This is a genomic window from Kitasatospora brasiliensis (assembly GCF_032654805.1).
Lineage (GTDB): Bacteria > Actinomycetota > Actinomycetes > Streptomycetales > Streptomycetaceae > Kitasatospora > Kitasatospora brasiliensis.
The window spans coordinates 236,934-258,053 of the sequence record NZ_JAUOOW010000001.1 but is presented as its reverse complement, the minus strand read 5'-3'; the positions used below and the strand labels follow the sequence as shown (position 1 = coordinate 258,053).

The 21,120-nt window shown below is 73.7% G+C and carries 19 protein-coding genes and 1 riboswitch; of the genes, 7 read left to right on the top strand and 12 right to left on the bottom strand.

The features are described 5' to 3' along the window. Nucleotides 1-19: 19 nt before the first annotated feature. Both QWJ13_RS01085 and QWJ13_RS01080 read right to left on the bottom strand, forming a co-directional pair. Nucleotides 20-490, bottom strand: a complete 471-nt coding sequence (locus tag QWJ13_RS01085; protein WP_316519886.1) for a nucleotide triphosphate diphosphatase NUDT15 — start codon at nt 488-490, stop codon at nt 20-22. 21 nt (nt 491-511) lie between these two features. Next, nucleotides 512-2,014, bottom strand: a complete 1,503-nt coding sequence (locus tag QWJ13_RS01080) for an SDR family NAD(P)-dependent oxidoreductase (RefSeq protein WP_316521591.1) — start codon at nt 2,012-2,014, stop codon at nt 512-514. A 319-nt stretch (nt 2,015-2,333) separates the two neighbouring features. Between QWJ13_RS01080 and QWJ13_RS01075 the strand changes: the two genes are divergently transcribed. Continuing rightward, nucleotides 2,334-3,773, top strand: a complete 1,440-nt coding sequence (locus QWJ13_RS01075) for a GuaB1 family IMP dehydrogenase-related protein (RefSeq protein ID WP_316519885.1) — start codon at nt 2,334-2,336, stop codon at nt 3,771-3,773. Here the strand turns inward: QWJ13_RS01075 and QWJ13_RS01070 are convergent. Continuing rightward, nucleotides 3,734-4,654, bottom strand: a complete 921-nt coding sequence (locus QWJ13_RS01070) for a DUF5995 family protein (protein WP_316519884.1) — start codon at nt 4,652-4,654, stop codon at nt 3,734-3,736. The genes QWJ13_RS01075 and QWJ13_RS01070 overlap by 40 nt on opposite strands. Before the next feature lie 193 nt (nt 4,655-4,847). Here QWJ13_RS01070 and QWJ13_RS01065 point away from each other — a divergent pair, with 193 nt between their 5' ends. Continuing rightward, the gene (locus QWJ13_RS01065; protein ID WP_316519883.1) at nt 4,848-5,648 is read left to right on the top strand and encodes a poly-gamma-glutamate hydrolase family protein; all 801 of its coding nucleotides are present in this window, start codon (nt 4,848-4,850) and stop codon (nt 5,646-5,648) included. A gap of 118 nt (nt 5,649-5,766) precedes the next feature. Here QWJ13_RS01065 and QWJ13_RS01060 read toward each other — a convergent pair whose 3' ends face one another. Next, nucleotides 5,767-6,858 (bottom strand): PP2C family protein-serine/threonine phosphatase, encoded by a 1,092-nt coding sequence (locus tag QWJ13_RS01060; protein WP_316519882.1) that lies wholly within the window; start codon nt 6,856-6,858, stop codon nt 5,767-5,769. A 201-nt stretch (nt 6,859-7,059) separates the two neighbouring features. Between QWJ13_RS01060 and QWJ13_RS01055 the strand changes: the two genes are divergently transcribed. Continuing rightward, complete coding sequence (locus tag QWJ13_RS01055) at nt 7,060-8,004, top strand: pseudouridine synthase (RefSeq protein WP_316519881.1); 945 nt, start codon at nt 7,060-7,062, stop codon at nt 8,002-8,004. Here QWJ13_RS01055 and QWJ13_RS01050 read toward each other — a convergent pair. The 8 genes from QWJ13_RS01050 to QWJ13_RS01015 form a co-directional block, all read right to left on the bottom strand. Next, nucleotides 8,001-8,384, bottom strand: a complete 384-nt coding sequence (locus tag QWJ13_RS01050) for a VOC family protein (RefSeq protein WP_316519880.1) — start codon at nt 8,382-8,384, stop codon at nt 8,001-8,003. The two genes, QWJ13_RS01055 and QWJ13_RS01050, sit on opposite strands and share 4 nt — an antisense overlap. Before the next feature lie 63 nt (nt 8,385-8,447). Continuing rightward, nucleotides 8,448-8,852: a nuclear transport factor 2 family protein gene (locus QWJ13_RS01045; RefSeq protein ID WP_316519879.1), complete on the bottom strand. Its 405-nt coding sequence runs from the start codon at nt 8,850-8,852 to the stop codon at nt 8,448-8,450. A 136-nt stretch (nt 8,853-8,988) separates the two neighbouring features. Continuing rightward, nucleotides 8,989-12,669, bottom strand: coding sequence for a SpoIIE family protein phosphatase (locus QWJ13_RS01040; RefSeq protein ID WP_316519878.1), 3,681 nt, complete (start codon nt 12,667-12,669; stop codon nt 8,989-8,991). A gap of 141 nt (nt 12,670-12,810) precedes the next feature. After that, on the bottom strand, nt 12,811-14,031 hold the full coding sequence (locus QWJ13_RS01035; protein WP_316519877.1) for an alpha/beta hydrolase family protein: 1,221 nt from the start codon (nt 14,029-14,031) through the stop codon (nt 12,811-12,813). A gap of 84 nt (nt 14,032-14,115) precedes the next feature. Beyond that, nucleotides 14,116-14,913 carry a hypothetical protein gene (locus QWJ13_RS01030; protein WP_316519875.1) on the bottom strand — a complete coding sequence of 266 codons (798 nt, stop codon included), beginning with the start codon at nt 14,911-14,913 and terminating at the stop codon, nt 14,116-14,118. 229 nt (nt 14,914-15,142) lie between these two features. Beyond that, the gene (locus QWJ13_RS01025) at nt 15,143-16,207 is read right to left on the bottom strand and encodes a serine hydrolase domain-containing protein (RefSeq protein WP_316519874.1); all 1,065 of its coding nucleotides are present in this window, start codon (nt 16,205-16,207) and stop codon (nt 15,143-15,145) included. A gap of 119 nt (nt 16,208-16,326) precedes the next feature. Next, nucleotides 16,327-16,740: an HIT family protein gene (locus tag QWJ13_RS01020; RefSeq protein WP_316519873.1), complete on the bottom strand. Its 414-nt coding sequence runs from the start codon at nt 16,738-16,740 to the stop codon at nt 16,327-16,329. A gap of 87 nt (nt 16,741-16,827) precedes the next feature. Next, nucleotides 16,828-17,523: an MSMEG_1061 family FMN-dependent PPOX-type flavoprotein gene (locus tag QWJ13_RS01015; RefSeq protein WP_316519872.1), complete on the bottom strand. Its 696-nt coding sequence runs from the start codon at nt 17,521-17,523 to the stop codon at nt 16,828-16,830. A 171-nt stretch (nt 17,524-17,694) separates the two neighbouring features. On the opposite strand from QWJ13_RS01015, the gene QWJ13_RS01010 reads away from it, so the two are divergent. From QWJ13_RS01010 to QWJ13_RS00995, 4 genes are all read left to right on the top strand, one after another. After that, nucleotides 17,695-18,009, top strand: coding sequence for an antibiotic biosynthesis monooxygenase family protein (locus QWJ13_RS01010; protein ID WP_316519871.1), 315 nt, complete (start codon nt 17,695-17,697; stop codon nt 18,007-18,009). A 135-nt stretch (nt 18,010-18,144) separates the two neighbouring features. Further along, nucleotides 18,145-18,272: riboswitch (FMN riboswitch) on the top strand. 224 nt (nt 18,273-18,496) lie between these two features. Then, the gene (locus tag QWJ13_RS01005; protein WP_316519869.1) at nt 18,497-19,189 is read left to right on the top strand and encodes a riboflavin synthase; all 693 of its coding nucleotides are present in this window, start codon (nt 18,497-18,499) and stop codon (nt 19,187-19,189) included. Then, nucleotides 19,186-19,833, top strand: coding sequence for a nicotinamide mononucleotide transporter family protein (locus QWJ13_RS01000; RefSeq protein WP_316519868.1), 648 nt, complete (start codon nt 19,186-19,188; stop codon nt 19,831-19,833). Before QWJ13_RS01005 ends, QWJ13_RS01000 begins: the two co-directional genes overlap by 4 nt. After that, a complete protein-coding gene (locus QWJ13_RS00995) occupies nt 19,830-21,104 on the top strand; it encodes a bifunctional 3,4-dihydroxy-2-butanone-4-phosphate synthase/GTP cyclohydrolase II (RefSeq protein WP_316519867.1) in 1,275 nt (424 codons plus the stop codon). Before QWJ13_RS01000 ends, QWJ13_RS00995 begins: the two co-directional genes overlap by 4 nt. Nucleotides 21,105-21,120: the final 16 nt, after the last annotated feature.

The following is a 21,120-nucleotide window of genomic DNA, read 5'->3' as shown; positions in this document are numbered from 1 at the left end:
GCCACCCCGTCGTCCGCGTTCAGCGGGCGACGGGGTAGCCGTGCGTGCTGTCCGCGCGGCGCACGTCCAGCCCGGGTAGCCAGCTGCCGAGCACCAGCCCGGACGGGTGGAACATCGGCTCCGGGAGCGCGTCGACCGGGAAGCGCTCCCAGCCGGCGCAGGCGTGCGGCTCGGTGACCACCGCCTCGGCCAGGCTCGGCGGCGCCAGTACGGCGGCGGTCAGCCGGGGCCGGCCGAGCTCGTGGTCCAGGTGGACGGCGAGCACCCGCATCCGCCCGGCCGGCAGCACGATCCCGGTCTCCTCGGCGAGTTCGCGGGCCGCGGTCTGCTCGAAGGACTCTCCGAGGTCGACCTTGCCGCCGGGCAGGCTCCAGGTGGGCGACTCGCCGGCGGTGATCCGGCGGCCGAGCAGCACCCGGCCGTCCCCGGTGGGCACGATGACCCCCGCGCCGAGCAGCGGTGCGGGCGGTGCGACTGGTGTGGTGCTCAACTCGCCGTCTCCTTCAGTCGGTTACCAGTTGGAGCGCTCGTAGTCCTTGAGGAAGCAGCCGTACAGGTCCTCGCCCGCCTCGCCGCGCACGATCGGGTCGTACACCCGGGCCGCGCCGTCGACCAGGTCGAGCGGGGCGTGGAAGCCCTCGTCGGCGAGGCGCATCTTGTCCGGGTGCGGCCGCTCGTCGGTGATCCAGCCGGTGTCGACGGCGGTCATCAGGATGCCGTCGGTCTGGAACATCTCCTGCGCGCTGGTGCGGGTGAGCATGTTGAGCGCGGCCTTGGCCATGTTGGTGTGCGGGTGGCCGGCGCCCTTGTAGCCGCGGGAGAAGACGCCCTCCATCGCGGAGACGTTGACGACGTACTTGCGCCGGGACGTGGAGGCGGCCATCGCCGGGCGCAGCCGGCTGATCAGGATGAACGGTGCGGTGGAGTTGCAGAGCTGGACCTCCAGCAGCTCCATCGGGCCGACCTCGGAGACGGTCTGCACCCAGCTGTTGGTGTCGGCGAGGTCGGGCACCAGGCCGCCGGCGTCGATCGCGGTGCCGGCCGCGATCCGCTCGGGCGTGGCGGAGCCGGTGACCAGGGCGAGCGAGGTGACGTCCTCGGGGGCGATCGGCTGCGCGTCGCCGCTCGCCTGGTGGGGGAGCGCGGGCAGGTGGACGCTGCCGCTGTTGAAGCGGCCGATCGTGGTGGCCTGGGGCAGCTCGCCGGCCGGCAGCGGCGCGGTCTCGGCGTTGACCAGCTCGCGGTAGGACTCCGGCGGGCGGCGCACGGTCTGCGCGGCGTTGTTGATCAGGATGTCCAGCGGGCCGTCGGCGGCGACCTCGTCGGCCAGCGCCATCACCTGGGCCGGGTCGCGCAGGTCGATGCCGACGATCTTGAGGCGGTGGATCCACTGGTCGCTGTCCGGCATCGCCTTGAAGCGGCGGATCGCGTCGTTGGGGAAGCGGGTGGTGATGGTGGTGTGGGCGCCGTCGCGCAGCAGCATCAGCGCGATGTACATCCCGATCTTGGCCCGGCCGCCGGTGAGCAGCGCGCGCTTGCCGGTGAGGTCGGCGCGGGCGTCCCGGTGCGAGCGGTTCTTGACCGCGCAGTCCTGGCAGAGGTTGTGGTAGAAGGCGTCGACCTCGACGTACCGCTGCTTGCAGGTGTAGCAGGAGCGGGGCCGCTCCAGGATGCCGGCGATCTCGGTGGTGGTGACGGTGGTCAGGCCGAAGGCGCCGGCCGTCTCGTCGTCGATCCGGCTGGGCGCACCGGTGGCGGTGCGGGCGGTGACCTCGCGGTCGTTGGCGGTCTTGCGGGCCCGGGTCTCCTGGCGGCGGCGCTGCTTGAGGGTCCGGAATATGCCGCCGACGGCCTGGCGGACGGTGATCGCGTCCGGGTGGTCCACGTGCAGCTCGTCCAGCTCGGCGAGCACCTCCAGGCAGAGCTTCAGCCGCTCGGGGTCGAGACCGGGACCGTAGTCGATCTCCTCCTCGGTGCCCTCGTCCTGGCCATGCTGGATGTCCGTCTGCCCGATGCCCACGCTTGCTGTCGCTTTCCCGTTCGCCACGCCCGTTACCGCGTGAAGCCGTGCCCGTTACCGCGTGAATGCTACGGGAGCGGTCCGGACCAGGGCGAAAAGCCGACGTCGGAGGGGGGCTTTGGATGATCCTCCAGGTCTACGCGCGGAGTATTGATCACGGTTTGTGGACAGCCCCAGCAATGTTCCTCGAACTGGCATTTGCCCCTGCTCTCACGGAAAATCGAACGCTGGGTGCCGGGCGCCCGAGTGCGCTCCGGCGGCATTGCCGCAACCGCGCCCGAGGTGTACCTCCTCCCAGCCAGAGAGCCCTTTCATGCGTTTCCTGAACGACCTCAAGCCCTCGTACGACCTGACGTACGACGACGTCTTCATGGTCCCCAGCCGTTCCGCCGTGGGCTCCCGGCAGGGCGTCGACCTCTCCTCGCAGGACGGCACCGGCACCACCATCCCGCTGGTCGTGGCCAACATGACCGCGATCGCCGGGCGCCGGATGGCCGAGACCGTCGCCCGCCGCGGCGGCCTGGTCGCCATCCCGCAGGACACCCCGACCGAGGTCGTCGCCGAGGTGGTCTCCTGGGTCAAGCGGCGCCACCTGGTGTTCGACACCCCGATCGTCCTCGCCCCGGGAGCCACCGTGGCCGAGGCGCTCTCGCTGATGCCCAAGCGCGCGCACGGCGCCCTCGTGGTGGTCGAGGACGGCAAGCCGGTCGGCGTGGTCACCGAGTCCGACTGCCAGGGCGTGGACCGCTTCACCGGCCTCGCCGACATCATGTCCCGCGAACTGCTGCTGCTGGACGAGCACATCGACCCGCGGGCCGCCTTCGACAAGCTCACCGAGGCGCACCGCAAGCTCGCCCCGGTGGTGGACGGCGAGGGCCGGCTGGTCGGCATCCTCACCCGCAAGGGCGCCCTGCGCGCCACCCTCTACACCCCGGCCGTGGACGCGAACGGCGGGCTGCGGATCGCCGCCACCGTCGGCATCAACGGCGACGTCGCGGGCAAGGCCGCGGCGCTGATCGAGGCCGGCGCCGACGTGCTGGTGGTGGACACCGCGCACGGCCACCAGGAGTCCATGATCAGCGCGCTGCGCGCGGTGCGCGGCCTGGACCCGAAGATCCCGATCGTGGCCGGCAACGTGGTCGCCGCCGCCGGCGTCCGCGACCTGGTCGAGGCGGGTGCCGACATCCTCAAGGTCGGCGTCGGACCGGGCGCCATGTGCACCACCCGGATGATGACCGGCGTCGGCCGCCCGCAGTTCTCCGCCGTGCTGGAGTGCGCCGCCGAGGCGCGCCGGCTCGGCAAGCACGTCTGGGCGGACGGCGGCGTGCGCCACCCGCGCGATGTCGCGATGGCGCTGGCCGCCGGTGCCTCCAACGTGATGATCGGCTCCTGGTTCGCCGGGACCTACGAGTCCCCGGGCGACCTCCAGACCGCCGCCGACGGCCGCCAGTACAAGGAGAGCTTCGGCATGGCCTCGGCCCGGGCGGTGAGCAACCGCACCGCCCAGGACTCCTCGTACGACCGGGCCCGCAAGGCGCTGTTCGAGGAGGGCATCTCGCACTCCCGGATGTTCCTGGACCCGGCCCGCCCGGGCGTCGAGGACCTGATCGACTCGATCATCGCCGGGGTGCGCAGCTCCTGCACCTACGCGGGCGCCAGCACCCTGGAGGAGTTCCACGAGAAGGCGATCGTGGGCGTCCAGAGCGCGGCCGGCTACGCGGAGGGCAAGCCGCTGCACTCCAGCTGGGCCTGATCGCCGGCCGCCGGCCGGGCGGTCCCCGCGTCCGTCGCGGGGGCCTCCCGGCCGGCGGCACGCCCGCAGTCCCGCTCGCAGTCCTGGCCGCCGCCCGGCCCGCAGTCCCGCTCGCCGCACGGCCCGAGCGGGAGCAGCAGGGCGCGGCCGAGCAGCCCGACCGAGCCGTCCAGCGCGGTGGCGAAGGTCCGGGCGGCGCTCGGCAGGTGCCGCAGCTCCCACAGCGCCTCGACGGCGTCCCAGGCGCCCTCGCGGGCGGCCTCGACCGACCAGGCGCCGAGCAGGTGGGTGAGCGGCTCGGCCGGCTCCGGCAGGTCGGCCCCGGGCAGCAGCTGCTCCCGGGCGGCCGCCTCCACCTCGGCGAGCACCCCGTTGATCCGGTGGTAGTCCGCTTCGATGTCGGCGGGCGCGCAGCGCCGTCGACGGCAGGTGTCCACGACGGCGAGCGGCAGGTCGTGCTGGATGTGGGCGGCCATCCCGGCCAGCGCGAACTGGACCGGGTGCACCCCGGGGTGGGCACGCAGCGCGAACAGCGGCCGCCAGCAGGCGGGCGGCCGCTGCCCGGCCGCGTCGGCGGCCACGGCCCGCAGATACCGCCCGGCGAACACCACGTCCAGCTCGGCCACCGCCGACGGGTCGGCGAAGCAGCCGCCGCCCAGCCGGTCGCGGACCGCCTCCGTCACGGTGAGGTACAGCCGGTTGAAGACCGCCACCCCGTCCGCCGGGGGCAGCCCCGCCCCGATCTCCCGCAGCCGGCCGACCACTTGCCCGACCGTGGCCGCCCGCGCGAGCGCCGAGGCCTGCCCGAGTGCCGCGGCCGTCCCGAGCGCCGAGGCCTGCCCGAGTGCCGCCGTCGTACGATCCACCGCCGTGCCGGGCATGTTCCGCCCTCCGTTGCCGATCGTGCACTGATCGGGTCATCGTGACACCATGGGCGTGTGCCCGGTGGGCGAAGCACGCGTCCGTCGGGCCGGTGTCACACGATCAGGCTGACGCGCCGCGGCACGGCGTTGACGTGGCCGAGGCCTTGTTCCGATTCCGTCGACCCCTCACCTCCTGCCGTGGTCCCCGACCGTGATCAACCGTCGCACCCCGACCGCCGGGCTCGTCCCCGGAGGCACCTCCGCGAGCGTCGCCGACCTGTACCCCTCCAACACGGCCCTGTACGCCGACCCCGCCCTGGTCGAGGGCGTGGACTACGACCGCCGCTACCGCCGGCACCTGATCGACGGCCAGAGCCCGCAGGGCCCTACCCCGTTCGTCCGGACCACCGTCATCGCCCCGCACGGCGGCGGCATCGAGGCCGGCACCTCCCAACTCTGCCTGGCCGTCGCCGGTTACCACCCGGCCGACCTCACCCCGACCCCGGAAACCGGGCCGGTGCACGACTTCTGGATGTTCGAGGGCCTGCGTTCCACCGGGAACCGGGAGCTGCACGTCACCTCGACCCACTGCGATGACGGCGTGGCCCGAGCGATGTGCGCCGGCAGCCTCAACGTGCTGGCGCTGCACGGCTGCACCGCCACCGGCCGGGCCGGGCTGGAAGCGGGCGCCCGGGCCGTGCTGGTCGGCGGCCGGAACGCCACCTTCCGCCGGTACCTGATGGAGGAGTTCGCGGCGGTGGGCATCCGGGCCGTGCCGGTCCCCGACGAGGAGGCGTTCGCGGGCACCGCCCCGCAGAACATCTGCAACCGCAACCTGCTCGGGATGGGCGCCCAGCTGGAGCTGACCACCGAGCTGCGCAGGGCGATGTTCGCCCAGGGCAACCACACCCGCACCGAGTGGGCGGCCAACACCCTGCCGCTGTTCTGGAGCTGCGTGACCGCGGCACGGACCGCGATCCAGCGGCTGGAGGCGGGCCAGCCCGCCCCCTGACGCCCGGACCGCCCGGGCCTCCCCGGCCCGCTCGGACGGCGTCAGCCCAGCTCGTACTCCAGAACGTAGGTGTGGGTGCCGGACACGTCGAGGGCCGGCCGCGCCCGGCACGGGCCGGTCACGGCTCCCAGCGGATCGCCAGCACCGCCGCGTCGTCGGCCAGCCCGGCGTCCCCGACCCAGCCGCCGACGTCCGTCAGCACGGCGTCCAACAGGTCCGCCGGGGTGCCGCCGTGCAGGCCGGGCAGCCGGTCGGCGATCGGGTAGAACCCGCCCCCGGCGTCCCGGGCCTCCGACACGCCATCGGTGTGCAGGAGCAGCAGGTCGCCCGGCTCCGGGTCGAACTTCCGGTCCTGGTACACGTCGCCGGTGAGCCCGCGCAGCCCCAGCGGCGGCGCCGGAAACGGGGGCTCCAGCTCGCTGACCCGGCCCGCCCGGCGCAGCAGCGGCGGAGGGTGGCCGCAGTTCACCAGCCGTACCGGCCCCCGGTCGGGCGCCACGTCGAGCAGCAGCGCGGTGGCGAACCGCCCTTCGTCCGTCTGCCGGGCGGCGAGCGCCGCGTCCAGCCGCTCGGCGAGCCGTCCGGGATCGGGTTCGGTCCGCGCGGCCTCCCGGAACACCCCGAGGACGTCCGCCGCCGTCTCCACCGCCGGGAGCCCGTGCCCCTGGACGTCCCCGAGCAGGATGCGTACCCCGAAACGGGTCTCCACCACGGCGTACAGGTCCCCGCCGATCCTGGCCTCGGCCGCCGCCGCGACGTAGCGCACCGCCAGCCGCAGCGGACCGATCCGCTCCGGCGGCGGGCGCAGCAGGGCCCGCTGCGCCGCCTCGGCCACCGTTCGGACCTGGAACAGCTCCCGCTCGCGGGCCGCCACCAGGACGACGCTGGCGGCGCTGGCCAGGGTGGAGGCCAGCACGGTGACCGGCACGCTGATCCGCACCGAGAGCGGCAGCTGCGCGTTGGCCGACTCCAGCAGCCCGACGGAGAGCAGCGCCACCGCGCCGACCAGCAGCGGCAACCGGGCCTTGCGGGTGGTGGCCCCGGCCAGCACCGGGGCCACCGCGAGCAGTGGTGCCAGGGTGGTCCCGGGTCCGATGGCCAGCGCGGCCACCACGGCGGCGACCAGCAGCAGGAGCGCGCCGTAGAGCAGCAGCCGGGTCCGCCTCGGCAGGTGCAGCGGCGGCACCCCGTCCGGGCCGTCGGCGGTCACGCGTCCTCCAGGGGTCCGTTCACGGCCGATGGGCCGGAAGCGGTCCATCGGAAGACATCGGAAGACCGTCCGCAGGGTGCCCGGCGGACGGTCGCGGGCCCCCGGCGGAGCGAGGGCCTTCCGTCCACTCTCCCTGCCGAGCCCCGGGTCAGCACCTCGGCGGCGGGCCGCGGGCCGGCGCGCACTACGCTGGGCCGGGAGATGAGACGCAAGAGCCGCCGCCCGACTTCCCCCCTCCCGCAGCGCCACGGCGTGGACCCGGTGCACCTCCGGCTGCCGCTCGAAGGCCCCTGGCCGACGGTGCGGGACCACCTGGTGGACCGGCTGCCCGCCGCCCTGGGCGAGCGGATCGACGCGGCCCTGCGGGACGGCGAGATCGTCGGCGAGCACGGCCCGATCGCCCCGGCGGAACCGTTCCGCCCCGGCGCCCACCTGTGGTTCTACCGGGACCTGCCCGAGGAGGTGCGCGTCCCCTTCGAGCTGGTCGTGCTGCACCGTGACGAGCACCTGGTGGTGGTCGACAAGCCGCACTTCCTGGCCACCACCCCGCGCGGCCGGCACGTCACCGAGACGGCGCTCTCCCGGCTGCGGCACACCCTCGGCCTGCCCGCGCTCAGCCCCGCGCACCGGCTGGACCGGCTCACCGCCGGCCTGGCCATGTTCGTCGTCCGCCCCGAGGACCGCGGCGCCTACCAGACGCTGTTCCGCGACCGCCTGGTGCGCAAGGAGTACCGGGCGGTCGCCCCGTACGGCCCGGAAGTGAGCCTGCCGCGCACCGTGCGCAGCCACATCGTCAAGGAGCGCGGGGTGATCGCCGCGCGGGAGATCGACGCGCCGCCGAACAGCGAGAGCCGGATCGACCTGCTGGAGCGCCGCGACGGCCTGGCCCGCTACCGGCTGCGGCCGCTGAGCGGACGCACCCACCAGCTGCGGCTGCACATGTGCGGTCTGGGGCTGCCGATCCTCGGCGACCCGGTCTACCCGGAGGTGCTGCCCGAACCGGCCCCGGACGACTTCCGCCGCCCGCTGCAACTGCTCGCCTCCACCATCGAGTTCACCGACCCGCTGACCGGCCGCGAACGCCGCTTCGAGACCCGCCGCACGCTGGCCGCCTGGACCGACCCGCAGGGCTGGGCCGCCGACTAGAGTCCCCGCGCCGCGCGGTCGGACTCGCCGCGCAGCACGCAGAATTCGTTGCCCTCGGGGTCCGAGAGGACGGTCCAGCCCGTGCCGTCGGGCTCCCGGCGGTCGGCGACCATGGTGGCTCCGAGGGCCAGCAGCCGCTCGACCTCCTGCTCGCGCGAGGTCGACGGGCGCAGGCACAGGTGGACGCGGTTCTTGGCCGTCTTCGGCTCCGGCACCTGGTTGAAGTACAGCACCGGGCCCTGCGGGAGCATCACCTGGGTCTCCCGGTCGCCCGGCCGGTCCTGCGGATCCAGCGGACAGCCGGTCACCTCGCTCCAGAACCGCGCCAGCCCATAGGCATCCGAACAGTCGATCGCCACGTTCTGCACCACCGAGATCATGCGGGCGATCCTGCCGGAGAGCCGCCCGCTCCGCCACCCGCCCGCACCGCGGGCCCGCCGGGTTCAGGCGAGCAGGGTGCGGGCCACGTGGTCGGTGTCCAGGTACTCGCGGACGGCGGTGATCAGACCGTCCGTCACGGTGAACACCCCGAGGCAGTGGTTCCGGTAGGCGGAGCCGTCGGCCGCCGTGCCGACCGTGGTCCACTCGGCCACCGCCTGCGGGCCGTCGGCGAGGACCTGGGTGAGGGTGATCTGCGGCAGGCCGTCGGCGGCGAACAGGACGCCGATCCGGCCGAGGAAGTCGCCGAAGATCTCCCGCTTGCCGCGCCAGGTGCGGGAGAGCGCGAGGCTGCCCGGGTAGCTCCAGGTGGCGTCCTCGGCGAACAGGGCGATGGCGGCTTCGCGTTCGCCCGCCGCGATGAGGGTGACGTAGTCGGTGACGACGGTACGGGCGTCGGCGTGCTGCATGGTGGTGGGCTCCTGTGGTCCGTCCGGTCGGGGCCGTCCCGCCGTGGCACCAGCACATCCCCGCGGCCGGGGCGCGGGCGAACAACCGCGGCACCCCGTCGACAACCGCCCGTTGTCGGCGCAGGCCAGGGCGTTCCTAGCGGTAGCCCGGGGGCAGTTCCAGCTCGAACCAGACCACCTTGCCGTCCTGGGTCCGGCGGCTGCCCCAGCGGTGCGCGAGTTCGTTGACCAGGTGGATGCCGCGGCCGCCCTCGTCCTCGCTGCGGGCGCGGCGGATCCGGGGGATCTCGGTCTCCTGGTCGGCGACCTCGACGGTGAGCACCCGGTTGCAGAACAGCCTGAGCTGGGTGGGCGATCCGGCGTGCACCAGGGCGTTGGTGATCAGCTCGCTGGTGAGCAGCTCGGCCCAGTCGGCGAGTGCGCCCAGGCCCCAGGCGGCCAGGGTCTCGCGGGTGAAGCGGCGCGAGTGGGCGACCATCGCGTGGTCGCCGGTGAGCGGCAGGGTGGCGATCCGGTCCGCGCCCTGCGGGCGGACCTGCGCCATGATGACGGCGATGTCGTCCTCGCCGGTGGTCTCGGTGAGCCGGGTCAGGACGGCGTCGCAGGTCTGCTCCAGCGAGCCGCGCCGGTCGGCGACCATCCGGCACAGCAACTCCAGTCCCTCGTCCAGGTCCTGGCCGCGGCGCTCGACCAGCCCGTCGGTGTAGAGGGTCAGGATCCCCTCCTCGGGGAGGGTGAACTCGGCCGTCTCGAACGGGACTCCGCCCACGCCCAGCGGGGTGCCGGAGGGCAGTTCGATCAGGTGGGCGTTCCCCTCGGTGTCGGCGACCACGGGCGGCAGGTGCCCGGCGCTGGCCGCGACGCAGCGGCGGTCCACCGGGTCGTACACCACGCAGACGCAGGTGGCGAACTGCCCCTCGCCGACCGTCCCGGTGGCCTCGTCCAACCGGTACAGCACCCGTGCCGGATCGAGGTCCAGGGTGATCAACGTCCGTGCCGCTGTGCGGAGTTGGCCCATGGTGGCGGCGGCCCGGATGCCGTGGCCCATCACGTCGCCGACGATCAGCGCGACCCGCCCGGAGGACAGCGGCACCACGTCGAACCAGTCGCCGCCGACCTCGCTGACCACGCTGCTGGGCAGGTAGCGGTAGGCCAGGTCCAGCCCGAGGGTGCGGTGCACCTCCTGGGGCAGCAGGCTGCGCTGGAGGGTGAGCGCGGTGTCCCGCTCGCGGCGGTAGAGCCGGCCGTTGTCGATCGCCAGGGCGGTGCGGGCGGCCAGCTCCTCGGCCAGCGAGCGGTCCGCCGGGCCGAACGGCGCGGGGTTGCCGGTGCGGACGAACTCCGCGCCGCCCAGCACCTGTCCGCGCGCCACCAGTGGCACCATCAGGTACGAGTGCACCCCGGAGTCCAGGCACGGCTTCACCCGGTCGGGCGAGGCGACGATCCGGCGCAGCTCCTCCTCGGTCACCTCGGCGACCAGGATCGAGCGCCGGGTGCGCAGGCTCTGCGCGTACAACTGGGCGGACTGGGAGGCCTCGCCGACCAGGTCGGCGGCCCCCTGCATGCCGGGGCCCGCGTCCGGGCCCGGGTCGCTGACCGCCACCGTGCGCATCAGCACCCCGCCCTCGGCCGGGACGGGGCCGGGCTCCTCGCCGCTGAGCACCGCGTCGCGCAGGTCCACGGTGACGAAGTCGGCGAAGCGCGGGACCACCATCTCCACCAACTCCCGTGCGGTGCGGTGCAGATCGAGGGTGGTGCCGATCCGGTTGCTGGCCTCGTTCAGCAGCGACAGCCGCTGCTGGGCGGCCCAGGCCTCGTCCAGCGCCCGCTGCCGGGCGGCGGCCGCGTCGCGCTCGCGGGTGAACAGCAGCGCGTTGTCGATCGAGACGGCCGCCCGCACCGCCAACTCCCCGGCCAGCGCCACGTCGTCGTCCTCGTACGGGCGATCGTCCAGGGTGCGGTAGAAGCCCGCCACGCCGACCGGGCTGCCGCGCGCGATCAGCGGGACGACCATGAACGACAGCACGTTCTGCTCCCGTACGGCGGCGGTGCGCACCGGGTCGTCGGCGAACCAGGCCATGCCCTCCTCGTCCATCCGCGGGATGACCACCGGCTCGCGGTGCGCCAGGCACCACGCGTACGGCGAGCCGGGCACGAAGCGGTGCAGGTTGCCGGTGCGGGCGATCGGCGCCAGGGTCGAGCCGTTCTCCGCGTGGAAGGCCATCCGGCGCAGCAGGGCCGAACCGTCCGCCGGGGCGGTCGCCTCGCGCTCGCCGCGGACCAGGTCCTCCAGCACCTCCACCACCACCGCGTCGGCCAGCCTGGGCGTCGCCACCTCCGCCAACTCCTGGGCCGTCTGGGTGAGATCGAGGGTGGTGCCGATCCGGGTGGAGGCCACGTTCACCAGCGCCAGCCGCTCCTGCGCGGCCCTCGCCTCGCGCAGCGCCTGCTGCCGGGCCAGCACGGTCTGGTGCTGGCGCAGGTACAGCCGGGCGTTGTCGATCGCGACGGCCGCGCGCGAGGCGAGTTCGTCGCCCAGCGTGATGTCGGCCTCCGCGAAGGACTCGCGCGAGCCGCGCCGCGAGTAGACCACCATGCCGAGCGTGGTGCCGCGCGCCACCAGCGGGGTGATCCGCACCGAGCGCGGCCGGTCGCCGAGGTAGGCCTGGCGGCGGCTCTCGTTGATGCCGTCGCTGAGCATCTCCAGCTCCCAGGACGGCACCACCACCGTCCGTCCGGTGGTCAGCGCCCGGGCGTACGGGGAGTCCGGCGGCAGCTCGTAGACGGCGTCCACCGGCGGCACCTCGGCCGGGTAGAGCGCGTCGGAGGAGGTGATCGCCAGGCGGCGCACCAGCAGCGGGGCGTCCGGCGCGGGCGGCTCGACGTTGCGGTCGGCCACCAGCTCCTCCAGCCCGAACACCGCGCTGATGTCGGAGACCCTGGGCACCATCGCGTCGGCCAGCTCCCGGGCGGTCTGCCGCAGGTCCAGCGTGGTGCCGATCGAGGCGGTCGCGTCCACCAGCAGGGCCAGCCGCTCCTGGGCGCGGGCCGCCCGGGCGTCGGCATGGAAGCGCTCGGTGATGTCGATGACCGTGGCGCACACCCCGAGCACCCGGCCGCCGCGGTCCTTCAAGCGGAAGTAGGAGGCCGACCAGGCGCGGTCGTGGTGCGGATTGGCAGGGGTTCGGCCGTGCGCCAGGTCGTCCACCACCGGCACGCCGGTCGCCAGGACCCGGCGGACCATCTCCTCGGACTCGGGACCGTTGATCCCGGGCAGCACCTCGGGGATCCGGCGGCCCAGCGGCTCCTCCAGGCCCAGGCCGTTCAGCTGGGCCAGCGCCTCGTTCAAGCGGACGAAGCGCAGTTCGGTGTCGAACACCGCCATGCCCACCGGGGACTGGGTGAAGAACCCGTCGAGGAGCGCCAGGTCCGTCTGGAGCCGGTGCAGGGTGGTCATCTCGGAGGCCACCGCCAGCACCATCCGGGAGCCGCCGGGGCCGCGGATCGGGTGGGTGCGGAACTCCAGGCTCACCAGGTGCCCGTCCTGGTGGCGCACCGGGAACACCCCGGACCACGACTGGCCCCCCAGGATCTGCCGGAACAGCCGGAGCACCTCCGGCAGGTTCTCCTCCGAGGCCAGCAGCTGCGCCGCCCGCGCTCCCACCGCCTCCTGCGCGCGGTATCCGAGCAGCGCCTCCGCGTCACTGCTCCAGTGCAGGATCCGCCCGTCGGCATCGATCAGCGCCGTGGCGATCGGCACCATCAGCAGGGCGTCCTGCCGCGACTGCCCCGGGCGCTGCACATAGTCGTCAACCATGGTCAGAGAACCGTCCCAGAAACCGTCGGGAGATCGTTCCCACCAGCCCTGCCATCTTCGCACCGGCCCCGCTCACCCGCTCCCCGTGCCCCGGGCCGGCCCCCGCCCGACGGCGCTCGGACGGGGGCCGGCGGGCTCCTCTCAGGGGGTGAACCGCACCTCCGGGTTGGCGGCGCTCGGCCCGTCCAGCAGCGGCTGCGGGACGCCCTTCAGCTGGAGGTCGAAGAACGCCCCGACGTACTGCCGGGTGAGGTCGACGGCGCGCTCGCTGTCGATGGTGGTGTGCGGGCCCTTGGGGAGGCCGAGACCGTCGAAGAAGAGCGGAAAGTCGGTGAAACTGCCGTGGTCGGTCCCGTCGACGGTCAGCAGGCGCTTCCAGCCGTCCAGCCGGGCCCAGCTCGTGACCCAGCTCTTGTCCTCGCCGCCGTCGTCCAGCGGGTGGCCGATCATCATGAACGGCTTGCCCTTGAGGCCGGTCTGGGGCACCAGGTAGAACATGCTGCCGTCCATGTTCACCCCGGCCCGGATCCGGTCGTCGGTGAGCAGGGCCGGGACGGTGGAGGCGCCGCCGACCGAGTGCCCGGCCATGCCGATCCGGTCGCGGTCGATCAGCCGGGCGTAGCGCCAGGCCGGGTGCGGGCGGTCGGTCAGCCGGTCGATGACGAAGGAGACGTCCTTCGCCCGGCCCTCCTCCAGTCGGGCCGCGGCCTCGTCACCGTCGACCTTTCCGCAGGCCTCACAGGGGAGCGTCCGACCGTCGGGGAGGGTGGTCCCGGTGTTCTCGTAGGTGTGGTCGATCACCGCGACGACGTAGCCGTGGCTGGTCAGGTCCTCGGCGAGGCCGCTGAGCGTGGCGCGCGGCATGGTGAAGCCGGGCGACAGGACCACCAGCGGGTAGTGGCCACCCTGCGGGCGCGCCCCGGACTCCGCCCACGTCCGGGTGCCGGACACCGCCTCGGTCGGGATGGTGTTGCCCGGCAGCTTCCCGTCCAGCAATGCCCGGGCGGCGTCCGGCGTCATGTACGGCGCCGGGGTGCCCGTCCCGGCGTGCGCGGGGTAGTACATCGAGACCATGAGCTGGCGCGGACCGGCGGAGGGCACCCACGGGTCCGGACGGTCCTGGTCCACCAGGTGCAGCACCTCCTGTCCGACCGCGTACGGCCCGGTGGGGCGGGGGAGTTCGATCCGGGCGGCGGTCCGGGTGGCCGGATCGGCCGCAGCGGAGGCGGAGTTGACGGGCGGCGCGGTCAGGGCGGGTGCGGCCGGAGCGGGAACGGCCAGAGCGGGAACGGCAGCGGCGACGGACAGCGGCAGGGCGAGCAGCAAGGCTGTCGCGGCAATGGTCGTGCGAAGTCGGATCATGTCGGCGACCGTAATTCTCCGGCAAGGAAGTTGACGTCCGCTCAGGGAGGTATCGATCCCTTCCGGGGATGGCCCGCTGTACCCCTAAGGGTGGTACCCGGCGGCCGTTCGCAGGCCTTCCAGGAAGCCCGCGGCCGCACGGGCGTTGGGCACCGGGAAGGTGAGCGGAAGGCCGGCCGAGTGCGTCCGGATCTCCAACTCGCCGAGGCCGGACGCCCGGGCCGAGTGCACCTCCGTCCAGCGGTAGGACTCCGTCGCGGCCAGCGGGTGCGGCGGCCGGTGCACCAGCCCGCCGGCCGTCACCGTCAGTCGCCCCCGGGCGAAGCGGACGCTCCCTTCGGTGCGCAGCGTCTCGTGCAGAGCGGCCCGCAGCCGGGGGGAGAGGCGCTCCTCCAGCTCCCGGAACAGCCCGTCCAGTCCGCGCAGGTGCGCCAGCTCCACGGGCTCGTCCGCGCCCGCTGGCCATATTCGCCCGTGCTCGCACGCCCCGCGCGGCCCGCCGGGGGAGTATTCGGTGGCCTCCATCGCGCTCCAGGGCAGCGGCTTCTCGCGCCCGCCTGCCGAGACCAGCACCACCCCGCCCTCGTGGACCCGTACGGACCGCAGTCCGGGCACCGGCCGCAGCCGCTCGTACCCGCTCACCGCGACCACCGCGGCGGCGGCCAGTACGGCCGCGGGCCACCACTCGCCGAGTACCAGGCAGACCATCAGGGCGAAGGCCACCCCGCAGGAGTGCAGCCACACCCGGGCCCGTCGGGACAGCGGCCGCAACCGCCGGTACACCCGCACCACCGGGCCGAGCCGACCGGCCGGGCCGACCGAACCGGTCGCGCCGACGGCACCGACCGATCGCACCCGGGTCGGCGACCACGTCACCGCCATGTCGGCCCCCCTTTCGTTCGGCGGAGTTCCCCGCTGGAACCGTTACTGCCGGCTTCCCTTGCCGGATTCCCGGCATCGATGGCTCGGTGCCTCCGCCGACAGTGCCAATCGGCACATAGTGGACCGAAACGCCTCCGCCATCATCTCGCCCCGACCGGAACCCTTCGCCACCGGGGTGGACAGCGGCGACGCCGGGCTCCGCCTCCCGTGGTGGGCCGCCGCCCGGCCCTCACCCCGCCGGCGCGAACTCGCTCTGGAGTCTGCGCAGCAGCGCCGTGCCGACCGGATCGGGCGGGCGGCGGGTGTTGGCCAGCACCACCACGCCCACCTGCTTCTCCGGGTCGAAGGCCAGGAAGGACCTGAACCCGCCGGTGCCCCCGTTGTGCCAGATCTGGAGGTGCCCGCCCTGCTGGGTGTGCAGCCGGTGGCCGAGCCAGCCCAGATGCGTCCAGGCGAACGGGTTGACCCGGTGGCGGGTCTCCCGGGTGAGGGCGATCGCGGGCGACAGCGGCCCCTCCGGCCCCTGCCCGGCGGCCAGTTGGGCCCGCAGGAACACCGCGAGGTCGGCGGCCGTCGACCGGAGCCCGCCCATGCCGGGGATGGCCGCCAAGTCCCAGTACGGCACTGGCCGACCGCCCTGGGTGTGCCCGTGCGCCAGCCGTGCGGACTGCTCCGCGTCCGACCGCACACAGGTGTCCACCAGGCCCAGCGGCGTGCAGACCTCGCGGGCCACCAACTCCTCGTACCCGCTGCCGGACCGCTGGGCGAGGGCCAGGCCGAGCAGCCCCGCGCCGAGGTTGGAGTAGCGGAAGCTGCGGCCCGGCACGGCCCGCAGCCGCGTCCGGGCGAGCCCGTCGAGCACCCGCTCGGCGGTGCAATCGGCGTACGGATCAGGCTTGTTGGGCGCCAGCAGGGACGTCGCCAGCATGCCCCGGGGCAGTCGGGGGAGCCCCGAGGTGTGGGTGGCGAGGTGCCGGAGGGTGATCGGCTGCGCGCCCCTGGCCGGGACGACGGCCGGCCCGCCTTCAGGCCCGGTGAGCACCTCGGCGAGCGGCTCGTCCAGGCCGGCCCGGCCGCCGAGGGCCAGCCCCGCGAGGGCGAGCGAGGTGAACACCTTGGTGACGGAGCCTATTTCGAACAGCGTGCGCGGTCCGGGCGCCCCGCCACCCGGGCCGACCCGCCCCGCGCCGCGTATCTCCACGCCACCGCCGGCCAGCCCGGCGACCACCGCCCCGACGTGTCGGCCCGCGAGTCGGTCGGCCGTCTGCTGCACGAGGCGGGAGAGTTCGTTCATGCTCGTGAGCCTAGGCGCCCCCACCGGCCGGATCGTCAGCCCGGAAAAGGATTTCGATCCCCGCCGATGCTCCCGGTGAGGTACGTCCCGCTGCTCCCCACGCCGTACGAACGACAGGCTCAGCCCTCCAGGGCCGCCCGCAGCCGGGCCGCGACCTCCGCCGCCCCCGCCTCGTCCGGGTACCGCCGGCGCGGCCAGAAGAACCCGCGCAGCCCGTCCTTCGGATTGCGCGGCACCACGTGGACGTGCAGGTGCGGCACCGACTGGCTGATCCGGTTGTTCGCCGCCACGAAGCTGCCCGCCGCGCCCAGGCCGTGCTCGACGGCCGCCGCCACCCGCTGCACCCGCAGGAAGAACGGCCCGACCTCGGTCGCCGGCAGGTCGGCCAGCGTCGGGTGGTGGGCGCGCGGCACGACCAGGACGTGTCCGGGGAACAGCGGCCGACGGTCCAGGAAGGCGACCGCCACCTCGTCGTCCAGCACCCGGTGCGCCGGCTCCTCGCCCGCCACCACCGCACAGAAGACGCAGTCCATCCGTCCATTCAAACCACCGGCCGCCGTCGCCGCACCCCCACGAAGCCCGCCCCGGGGGCCCGCCCCCGGCATCCCGCCCCGACCGGTTCACTCGTACCGGTACAGCAGGGCCTCCCGCTCGGTCTGCTCGATCATCTCCACGGTCAGCGACTCGTCCCGCAGGTGCGAGAGGGTGACCTCCGCCGAACTCGGCTGGGCGTCCTTGGCGAGCCAGTTCTCCGGCTTCCACGCCGAGGAGCGCAGGAAGGCCTTCGGGCAGTGCCCGTACACCTCCTCCACCGCGACCACGATCGCGCTGCGCGGCGGCTTGCCGACGGCGGTCAGCTGCCGCAGCAGCTCCGGGTCGGTCGAGACGCAGGCCCGCCCGTTGACCCGCAGCGTGGCGTCCCGGCCCGGGACGACGAAGAGCAGGCCGATCCGGCCGGTCTCCACGACGTTGTGCAGGGTGTCCAGCCGCTTGTTGCCGGTGGCGTCCGGTATGGCCAGGGTGTACTCGTCGAGCACCGAGACCAGCCCGGCCGGTCCGCCGCGCGGGGAGACGTCGCAGCGCCCGGCCGCGTCCGTGCTGGCCACGAACACCAGCGGGGAGCAGGCGATCAGGCGCTGGGCGACCTCGTGCAGGTGGTCGACCTGCTTGCGGCGCGCGTGCTCGCCGGGCTGCTCGTACACCTCGCGCAGCTGCTCGGGGTCGCTGAGCGCGCCCGCGCGGAGGGCGTCGAACAGCCCGCCCGGCGGGTTCGGCCCGATGATTGACGGAACGGCAGATTCCGGTGTGATCGTCATACCGGGAATGTAGTCGAGGCCGCTCGCCGCACCCCGGCCGCACCCCGCGCCGCACCCCGCGCCGCACCCCCCGGAGGCCCCCTGGAAGATCTCGGTCCCCACCCCTCCCCACCAGCGGTTTTCCGCTCATAATGGGGCCAGGGACGCCAGCCGCAGCCGGAGGTGGTGGTCGTGATCGTCAGAATCTGGGCCGGGCAGGTCCTGGCCGGTCGCATCGAGGAGTTCTGCGCGCACCTGGTCGGCCAGGTGATCCCGCAGCTGGGGCGTACGGACGGCTGCTTCGGCGGTGAACTGCTGCGCTCGATGTCCGAGGAGGGGCACCGGGTGCTCGTGGTGAGCCGCTGGCGCGACGAGGAGGCCCTGCGCGGGTACGCGGGGCCGATGTGGCGGATCCGGCCGGTCTGGTCGGAGGGCGAGCTGCGCTACCTCGCCCACCCTCCGGAGGTCACCCACTTCACGTCGATCACCGCCCAGGCCGCCCTCTGAGGCCTCCGGCCCGACAGGGTCCCCGAGAGTGCCGAGGCGCGCATTCCCGGCCGGCCCGTGAATCAGGCCACAGCGACAGGCCCTCCCCGGCTTGAGCCGTCCGTGGCACAATGTCGGCATCAAGCAGTGACGTTCAGCGCACTCCGGGGTCGGTGAAAATCCGAACCGGCGGTTACAGTCCGCGACCCGTCCGCAGCCAGCGGCCGGTTGACCAGGTGAAATTCCTGGACCGACGGTTAAAGTCCGGATGGGAGGCGTGCGCGGGCGGACGAAGAGCAGTACCCGTGGTCCAGCGGTCGGCGCAGCCTTCCCTCGGCCTCGGTCAGGTGTATCGACGGGAGCGGTGTCTCCCGTGCCGGGCGAGCGATCTCCCGGTGGCTTCGGGCATCCCGGTGACGGGTCGCGTCCGCCGCCCGTGTGCCGGTGCCCGTCCGTGTCATCTCCCATGCCGCCCCGGAGTCCGCGCCCAAGCGCGAGGAGAACCCGGGTGTTCACCGGCATCATCGAAGAGCTCGGCGAGGTCGTGTCGATCGAGGAGATCGGCGACTCCTCGCGCATCCGTCTGCGTGGCCCGGTGGTCTGTACCGGTGCCCGTCACGGCGACTCCATCGCGGTCAACGGCGTCTGCCTGACCGTCGTCGACGGCCCGGAGGAACTGGCCGCCGGCACCGGTGAGTTCAGCGCCGACGTGATGGCCGAGACGCTGAACCGCTCCAGCCTCGGCGAGTTGAAGCCCGGCTCCCGGGTCAACCTGGAACGCGCCATGGCGCTCGGCGCCCGGCTGGGCGGCCACCTCGTCCAGGGCCATGTCGACGCCACGGGGCGGCTGTTGAGCCGCGAGCCCGGCGAGCGTGACGCGGCCGGCGAACTGCGCTGGGAGGTACTGCGGTTCTCGCTGCCCGACACCATCTCCCGCTACCTGGTGGAGAAGGGCTCGATCACGGTCGACGGCGTCAGCCTCACCGTGGTGGAGGCCGCCCGGGACAGCTTCACCGTCAGCCTCATCCCGACCACCCTCGCGCTGACCACGCTGGGCATCAAGACCGTCGGCGAGAGCGTGAACCTGGAGGTGGACGTGCTCGCGAAGTACGTCGAGCGGCTCCTGGAGTCCCGCACCCTCCCCGCCGTCCCGAACCTGTCCGACCTGCCGACCGAAGGAACCCAGGGGGAGTCCCGATGAGCTGGCTCAGCGGCGAGGCGTTCACCGTCCTCGGCGAACACGTCAAGTGGGCCGACATGATCGGCAACATCTTCGGCCTCGGCGGGCTCGCGCTCGGCTGGCGCCGTTCCGTCTGGAGCTGGCCGGTCCAGCTGCTGTCCGGCGCGGTGCTGATCGCCGCCTACCTCGGCGGCCACGTCCCCGGCCTGATCGGCAAGCAGCTGATCGTGATCGTCACCGCCTCCTGGGGCTGGGCGCAGTGGCGGCGGGGCCGCCGCGACAGCGGCACGATCGCCGTCCGGTTCGCGAGCTGGCGCGAGCGGATCGCGCTGGCGGCGGGCACGGCGGTCGGCACGGTCGCGCTCGCCCTGCTCTTCACGTCCTTCCCCAGCCTGTCCTGGAGCCCCTGGTCGGACGCCTACATCTTCGTCGGCACGCTGGCCGCGATGGTCGCCCAGGCCCGCGGCTGGGTGGAGTTCTGGTTCGCCTGGATCGCGGTCGACGCGGTCGGCGTGCCGTTCGCCTTCAACAGCGGCTACACCTTCTCCGGCCTCACCTACTCCGTCTACTTCGTCCTGGTGCTGCTCGGCCTGCGTTCCTGGTGGCTGAGCACCCGTGAACCGCGCGTCAACTCCGTCACTGTCCCGAAAGGAGCCACGGCATGACCGAGAACCAGACCCGCGCCGGCGAGACCGAGGACCTCGAACTCGTCCTCGATCCGGTCGAGCGGGCGATCGCTGACATCGCCCTCGGCCGCGCCGTGGTCGTGGTCGATGACGAGGACCGCGAGAACGAGGGCGACCTCGTCTTCGCCGCCTCCGCCGCCACCCCCGAGCTGATGGCCTTCACCATCCGCTACAGCTCCGGCGTGATCTGCGTCCCGATGACCGGCGAGGAGCTGGACCGCCTCAAGCTCCCGCCGATGACCCAGGTCAACGAGGACCGCAAGGGCACCGCGTACACCGTCTCGGTGGACGCCAGGGACGGGGTCGACACCGGCATCTCCGCCGCCGACCGCGCCCGCACCGTACGGCTGCTCTCCTCGCCCGGCACCGAGCCCGGCGACCTCACCCGCCCCGGGCACGTCTTCCCGCTGCGCGCCGTCGAGGGCGGCGTGCTGGTCCGCCCCGGCCACACCGAGGCCGCCGTCGACCTGGCCCGGCTCGCCGGGCTGTCGCCGGCCGGCGCGATCGCCGAGGTGGTCAACGACGACGGCACCATGGCCCGGCTGCCCGAACTGGTCGCCTTCGCCCGCCGGCACGGCCTCGCGATCATCTCCATCGAGGACCTGATCGCCTACCGCCGCCGCACCGAGCTGCACGTCGACCGGGCCGCCGTCACCGCGCTGCCCACCGCGCACGGCGAGTTCACCGCCGTCGGCTACAAGGGCACCCTCGACGGCGTCGAGCACCTGGCGCTGGTGGCCGGCGGCCTGGACGCGCAGGGCCGGCTGCCGGAGGGGGAGGACGTCCTGGTGCGGGTCCACTCCGAGTGCCTGACCGGCGACGTCTTCGGCTCGCTGCGCTGCGACTGCGGCCCCCAGCTGGAGGCCTCGCTGCGGCGGGTCGCCGAGGCCGGGCGCGGCGTGGTGCTGTACCTGCGCGGCCACGAGGGGCGGGGCATCGGCCTGGCCCACAAGCTGCGCGCGTACGAGCTCCAGGAGCAGGGGCGGGACACCGTCGACGCCAACCTGGACCTCGGTCTGCCCGCCGATGCCCGCGACTACAGCATCGCCGCCCAGATGCTGGTGGACCTCGGCGTCCGCTCGCTCAGCCTGATCACCAACAACCCGGAGAAGCTGACCGCGCTCACCGAGCACGGGCTCAAGGTCAAGGGGCGCGAGGCGGTCGAGATCGCGCCCAGCGAGCACAACCTGCGCTACCTGCGCACCAAGCGCGACCGGATGGGCCACGACCTGCCCGGCCTCGACTCCTGAACCCCTGAAACGTCCT

Bases quoted from the DNA above. Each gene is read 5' to 3' on its own strand.
- QWJ13_RS01075 (WP_316519885.1), top strand. From the start codon at position 2,334: ATGCGTTTCCTGAACGACCTCAAGCCCTCGTACGACCTGACGTACGAC.
- QWJ13_RS01070 (WP_316519884.1), bottom strand. From the start codon at position 4,654: ATGCCCGGCACGGCGGTGGATCGTACGACGGCGGCACTCGGGCAGGCC.
- QWJ13_RS01055 (WP_316519881.1), top strand. From the start codon at position 7,060: ATGAGACGCAAGAGCCGCCGCCCGACTTCCCCCCTCCCGCAGCGCCAC.
- QWJ13_RS01050 (WP_316519880.1), bottom strand. From the start codon at position 8,384: ATGATCTCGGTGGTGCAGAACGTGGCGATCGACTGTTCGGATGCCTAT.
- QWJ13_RS01045 (WP_316519879.1), bottom strand. From the start codon at position 8,852: ATGCAGCACGCCGACGCCCGTACCGTCGTCACCGACTACGTCACCCTC.
- QWJ13_RS01040 (WP_316519878.1), bottom strand. From the start codon at position 12,669: ATGGTTGACGACTATGTGCAGCGCCCGGGGCAGTCGCGGCAGGACGCC.
- QWJ13_RS01035 (WP_316519877.1), bottom strand. From the start codon at position 14,031: ATGATCCGACTTCGCACGACCATTGCCGCGACAGCCTTGCTGCTCGCC.
- QWJ13_RS01030 (WP_316519875.1), bottom strand. From the start codon at position 14,913: ATGGCGGTGACGTGGTCGCCGACCCGGGTGCGATCGGTCGGTGCCGTC.
- QWJ13_RS01025 (WP_316519874.1), bottom strand. From the start codon at position 16,207: ATGAACGAACTCTCCCGCCTCGTGCAGCAGACGGCCGACCGACTCGCG.
- QWJ13_RS01020 (WP_316519873.1), bottom strand. From the start codon at position 16,740: ATGGACTGCGTCTTCTGTGCGGTGGTGGCGGGCGAGGAGCCGGCGCAC.
- QWJ13_RS01015 (WP_316519872.1), bottom strand. From the start codon at position 17,523: ATGACGATCACACCGGAATCTGCCGTTCCGTCAATCATCGGGCCGAAC.
- QWJ13_RS01000 (WP_316519868.1), top strand. From the start codon at position 19,186: ATGAGCTGGCTCAGCGGCGAGGCGTTCACCGTCCTCGGCGAACACGTC.
- QWJ13_RS00995 (WP_316519867.1), top strand. From the start codon at position 19,830: ATGACCGAGAACCAGACCCGCGCCGGCGAGACCGAGGACCTCGAACTC.